General features: G+C 50.9%; 8 protein-coding genes. All 8 read right to left on the reverse strand.

Annotated elements, in window-relative coordinates; translation table 11 throughout:
• Positions 1–43: 43 nt before the first annotated feature.
• Genes KDK14_RS19900 through KDK14_RS19935 form a run of 8 tightly spaced genes read right to left on the reverse strand, consistent with a single transcriptional unit; the run spans position 44 to position 4206 of the window.
• Positions 44–181: a putative phage tail assembly chaperone gene (locus tag KDK14_RS19900; RefSeq protein ID WP_257266966.1), complete on the reverse strand. Its 138-nt coding sequence runs from the start codon at positions 179–181 to the stop codon at positions 44–46.
• A complete protein-coding gene (locus KDK14_RS19905) occupies positions 168–494 on the reverse strand; it encodes a hypothetical protein (protein ID WP_257266967.1) in 327 nt (108 codons plus the stop codon). Before KDK14_RS19905 ends, KDK14_RS19900 begins: the two co-directional genes overlap by 14 nt.
• A complete protein-coding gene (locus KDK14_RS19910; protein ID WP_257266968.1) occupies positions 452–919 on the reverse strand; it encodes a hypothetical protein in 468 nt (155 codons plus the stop codon). The genes KDK14_RS19905 and KDK14_RS19910 overlap by 43 nt, the downstream gene beginning before the upstream one ends.
• Entirely contained in the window at positions 919–1371 is a 453-nt protein-coding gene (locus KDK14_RS19915) for a DUF2597 family protein (RefSeq protein ID WP_257266970.1), read from the reverse strand. Before KDK14_RS19915 ends, KDK14_RS19910 begins: the two co-directional genes overlap by 1 nt.
• Positions 1372–1373: 2 nt before the next feature.
• Positions 1374–2501: a DUF2586 domain-containing protein gene (locus KDK14_RS19920; protein ID WP_257266971.1), complete on the reverse strand. Its 1128-nt coding sequence runs from the start codon at positions 2499–2501 to the stop codon at positions 1374–1376.
• Positions 2502–2525: 24 nt separating this feature from the next.
• Positions 2526–3212 carry a hypothetical protein gene (locus tag KDK14_RS19925; RefSeq protein ID WP_257266972.1) on the reverse strand — a complete coding sequence of 229 codons (687 nt, stop codon included), beginning with the start codon at positions 3210–3212 and terminating at the stop codon, positions 2526–2528.
• The gene (locus KDK14_RS19930; RefSeq protein WP_257266973.1) at positions 3209–3745 is read right to left on the reverse strand and encodes a phage tail protein; all 537 of its coding nucleotides are present in this window, start codon (positions 3743–3745) and stop codon (positions 3209–3211) included. Before KDK14_RS19930 ends, KDK14_RS19925 begins: the two co-directional genes overlap by 4 nt.
• Positions 3742–4206, reverse strand: a complete 465-nt coding sequence (locus KDK14_RS19935; protein WP_257266974.1) for a head completion/stabilization protein — start codon at positions 4204–4206, stop codon at positions 3742–3744. Before KDK14_RS19935 ends, KDK14_RS19930 begins: the two co-directional genes overlap by 4 nt.
• Positions 4207–4370 lie beyond the last annotated feature (164 nt).

Raw genomic sequence — 4370 nt, forward strand, 5'->3', positions numbered from 1 at the left:
TTAAATAAACTTTCTCTGTATCATGACGTACGATCAGTGGTAATCAGGAAAAGTTATGCATGGGGGCAATCTTGTTATCCGGTTGCAGGGCATTAACGCAGCGGTTCCAATCGTCCAGAGTGACCTGAAAGGTCAGCTCTTTGTCGCCCATCATCACAGTGATAATTTTACCGTTGTTCATATTGCTGTTCATAATACCCCTTGGGAATCGGTTGGCTTTCAAAAAACGGGCGGATCATTTTCATGGACAATTTGGGCCGCAACGTTACGTAATCATTCACCTGATCCGGATCAGGAATACAACGGACATCCATCACCGAACGATCCGGCCTTTGGTAAACCAATACCCAGAGCCGTAATTCATGGCATTCATCCAAAGCAGCCCGAAGGTTTTCGGCGCTCATAATGCCCCCGGTTGAGCTGCAGCCCAGCAGCAACATCAGCACGATTATCAGGAGTAATGTTTTAGCCAGGCGTCCCGGTAGTCCTGCCATTGGGCAGCTCCAAGATGAGTGTTCCAGTGGTCTTTGGCGTATTTGGCCAGCCCGTCAATATCGTCAGAATCGGGTAGTGGCCTGGGAACTCTTAGCAAAAACACCCGGCCAATGGCTGCCCCGAAAACCGGATTAAAAGCCATATATTCCGCAGGCTCAGGAAGGTCATGGGCAAGCATAATAAAACGTTCCTGGTTGTGCTTGATGTAAGCCACCACATCGTCATAGGTGGCAGGCTCCATCTGGAATATACCCAATGCTGGCCCTTTTACCTGTTTGATATAGTGAAAATCACCGCTCTCATGGGCGGCGATCATGCACAACAACCGGATGGCGCTTTCACTGCCCGGCAGGTCGTACCATTGCAGAGCTTGCATGACAATGGACCGGCAGATCTGCCCCATGTCAGAAACAACGGATACCATCAGGCCACCCTCAAATCATCGGTATCATTCCGGGAAAGATAGGGTGTATCGTTGATCCGGACAAAATCCGGGCTGGTCACTTCAAAAGGAATGGTCGTGGCGTGTTTTTCACCGCCAGCAGAATCAATATCCAGCAGGGATGAAATTTTCAGCAAACAGCCAAACAGCTCCACTTTCATGGATTCGTTGCCGGTGTCGGCGTAGGTGTTAATGTCGAACGGTTCCAGGTCACGGAATGAACCTGCCCGGTTGGCGGCATCCATAATCAGTTTCAGGTTGGCGGCGTCCACTTCCAGCTCTCCGCTGCAGGCTACCTCGCCGTCCACATAGCCGTTGGGAATACCCCGATCTTTGACCGCTGCCCGGTTATCCTCAATATCGGCGGTCATGGTGCTGACGAAAACCAGCAAATCATCAAGATGAATAGTAAAACTCTTTCCGGAAATTCTCATGGTCAGGCGGCCTCGGCGTAGTTATTGAGATCCAGCGTGATATTGGCGGTGATCTCCTTGGGGCAGTTCAGCGGGCGCAGGGTGAAATAGATCTCCACGGCATATTTAGTCGGCCAGCTGATGACAATATCCCCGGCTTTCGGGGGTTCAATCTCTCCCGGAAACGGCGTGCCGTTAATCTCGACTCCATGGCTCATTTCCCGCAGGGGCTTCATAAAATAAGTGCTGTTGAAAGCGATGGATTGCGGGGTACTGTTCAGCAGTCGGTTTCCGATCCGGGCCACGGCCAGCAGGTAAATACGTCTGGCGGCCTTGTCAGCCACCCTCAGATTTTCAATTACCCGGTAATCACTGGTTTCAGGAGCAAGGGTAAAACCGTCAGACGTATAGGTGCCGTCATAGTCTTCGTACCATGTAGGTACAGTTAAACGACCATTATTGTGCAAATCCAGCAATACCGATTTGTCCAATTCCAGCCCGTTGGCATCGGTTGGGCGTTCGGCGTAATTGCCCAGCAAGGTACCGGTGGCTACCCGCATAGGGCTGTCGGCCACACTTACCGATTGATTGGCCAATCTTCCCGCCAATGCCCCGAGAAAATCCGGATAAAGCAGTGGCACAATAACTACCCGATCCGCAGCGACATTTTCAGTTATTGCTTTGGCCTCGGCGCTGTAATCGCTCCAGCTTTCTTCAGCGCCAGGGCTACGGAAAGCACTTTGGAAAAATACCCGGCGCTGATACTTGCCAATCAGTTCCATGGCGGTGGATTGCATATTTTCCAAATCTGCCTTGTTGGCCACCGGGTCACAAACTACGACAGATTCCACGCTAAAATTGCCCACGGCCTTGTCCACTTCTGCCATCGGGTCAGCCTCTGAAAGCAAGGGCAGCACATAAGCAAACCAGTTCTGGCCACCGTTGGAACGGGCGGCTTCTATCTGGGTTTTCACATTAGAAGCCCCCGCACCCAGCAACACATCCAGGTCAGTACTCATATTGATGGCATGGACCTGGTTGGTTTCTGGTGCCGTGGGAACGTATCCAACGAACAGATCAAGGCATTCCACCTCACTGGGCGTCCCCTGGGCCAGATCCAGGTTGTTGACGGTAACGGAACCTAATGACATGAATGGTCTCCCACAAACAATTGATTAACGGGCCCGGCGCTGCCGTTCCTTTTCAATCTCACTGGTCAGCACCTCGGCAGCGTCCCCTCCGGTCATGCCCAAAAATGGCCGTTCCGGAACCGGAATCTTCCAGCTCTTGGGCGGGTTGGTGGTATTTCGCAAAGTGCGAATGATCAAACCGGCCTGACCCAGTTTCATGTTCTCCATAATCCACCGTTGGCTGGGACGTTTGCGGCGACTTTTGCCTTTTCTTGTGCCTGACTTGAACTGTTTACCGGTGCTGATGGTGAACCCCGCTTCCAGCAATGCCTTGGCCTGTTTTTTGGTGGCGTTGGCTTTATAGTCCGGCTGCCCGTGAATCTTTACCATTTTGGCAACGGTCATCACTTCGTCTATGCCAAACTGGTGTCTATAGCCCAATTTGGCCACGGATTTATTGGGCCAGGCAAGTTTCACGTATTTAGGCGTTGGAAAGAACTTCAGGCTTCTTCCCATATTTTTTAACACTTTCCCTTTCCCGTATTTTCGTTTTTCAAAAAAGTTGCCATTAATAGTCTTTTGCTGACGTAAGTTGTCCCGGCTTGCCTTCAGATAAGCACGGCCTGAATTCTGGAATACCCGTTTCCGACTGGCAGCAGGCAAAGCCAGCAAACCAATATCCTGATGAATGCGGCTGGCATGACGGGTATCAAAGCGGATTGACAAGCTCATGGCAAAGCCCCTACAGACCGGTGTTTATACAGTGTTTGACTGTTGATAGAGGTCGGCTTTTCTTCTTCAGGTTCAGCCGGATCAAGCCGATCCAATTCTTCAGCAATATCAACCACCGGCTGGTCAATCAAGCGCCATTTTTGGCCGTTCCAGTCAATGTTGCCGTTCAGTTCATCCGGCTCAATTAACACCGGCTCAATAAATTCAATGGAAACATCCACATCCCACTGGGTGCCAGAAGCATCCAGGGATTGAATATCAATATCCGGGTCCGGCAGCCGGTCATAGTCCCGGTCCGGATCGTGATCTTTCAGCCAGGCGGCAATCCAGGCAGTGATCAGTCGGGAATCGCCTATGTACCGTTCAATATACAGGGAACAACGGTGATGCAGCCTGCACAGCTCATAGCAATGGCCAAGATCGACACTGGCCGGAATCACAGTGCAAAGATCTACCCAGGATTCCAGATTCTCCTCCGGTACAAAATCCTTGTTTAACAAATATTCAGTCAATTGTTGCAGCTTGGCACTCATATCAATTCCACCGTAATGTCCGTTTCTTGCAACATTTGCCGGATCGCTTCATCGGCAAACCGTAAATACACGATTTCTGTTTCCGGGGCGCTTTTGGCCTGGTTCTCTGCCGGTTCCCGGCGGTCAATGGTGGGGTAGTCCCGGCAGATACTGGCCTTGGCCCGGCAACTGACTGCCCGGCGATAGAGGATAATCAATAGGGATTCGCAAGCGATTTCATCAGCAGGAACCTGGTCCAGATGCTCATAACCGGCACACAGGTTATCCGTTTTGTATTCTGACAGACGGAAATTAATATCGGTGATGGCCTGAACCAGATGTTCCCGGACAGTGCCCACAGTCAAATCATTGGGAACCCGGTAATTAACAACAAACTCGTTCAGGTCAAGATCGGGCCAGAAGGGGGCATTCTTGATCATGCCGGTTGGCGGCTCTGGTTGTTTGCCAGAAAAAGTAGTCATAACGTTGGCCCTCAATTAAAACCGGGACAGGACCGCAGCAAACAGCCCATGCAAAAATTGTTTGTTACGGCCTGCCCGGAGTGCGGTTGCTGAGGAGCCTTAATCCGGATTAGTAACCATTCGCTAAATCCATTATTCAAGCATCAATAGCCCTGTTCAGCTAT

This window comes from Endozoicomonas sp. ONNA2, assembly GCF_024606365.1.
Taxonomy (GTDB): Bacteria; Pseudomonadota; Gammaproteobacteria; order Pseudomonadales; family Endozoicomonadaceae; genus Endozoicomonas.

Bases quoted from the DNA above. Each gene is read 5' to 3' on its own strand.
- KDK14_RS19900 (WP_257266966.1), bottom strand. From the start codon at position 181: ATGAACAACGGTAAAATTATCACTGTGATGATGGGCGACAAAGAGCTG.
- KDK14_RS19905 (WP_257266967.1), bottom strand. From the start codon at position 494: ATGGCAGGACTACCGGGACGCCTGGCTAAAACATTACTCCTGATAATC.
- KDK14_RS19910 (WP_257266968.1), bottom strand. From the start codon at position 919: ATGGTATCCGTTGTTTCTGACATGGGGCAGATCTGCCGGTCCATTGTC.
- KDK14_RS19915 (WP_257266970.1), bottom strand. From the start codon at position 1,371: ATGAGAATTTCCGGAAAGAGTTTTACTATTCATCTTGATGATTTGCTG.
- KDK14_RS19920 (WP_257266971.1), bottom strand. From the start codon at position 2,501: ATGTCATTAGGTTCCGTTACCGTCAACAACCTGGATCTGGCCCAGGGG.
- KDK14_RS19925 (WP_257266972.1), bottom strand. From the start codon at position 3,212: ATGAGCTTGTCAATCCGCTTTGATACCCGTCATGCCAGCCGCATTCAT.
- KDK14_RS19930 (WP_257266973.1), bottom strand. From the start codon at position 3,745: ATGAGTGCCAAGCTGCAACAATTGACTGAATATTTGTTAAACAAGGAT.
- KDK14_RS19935 (WP_257266974.1), bottom strand. From the start codon at position 4,206: ATGACTACTTTTTCTGGCAAACAACCAGAGCCGCCAACCGGCATGATC.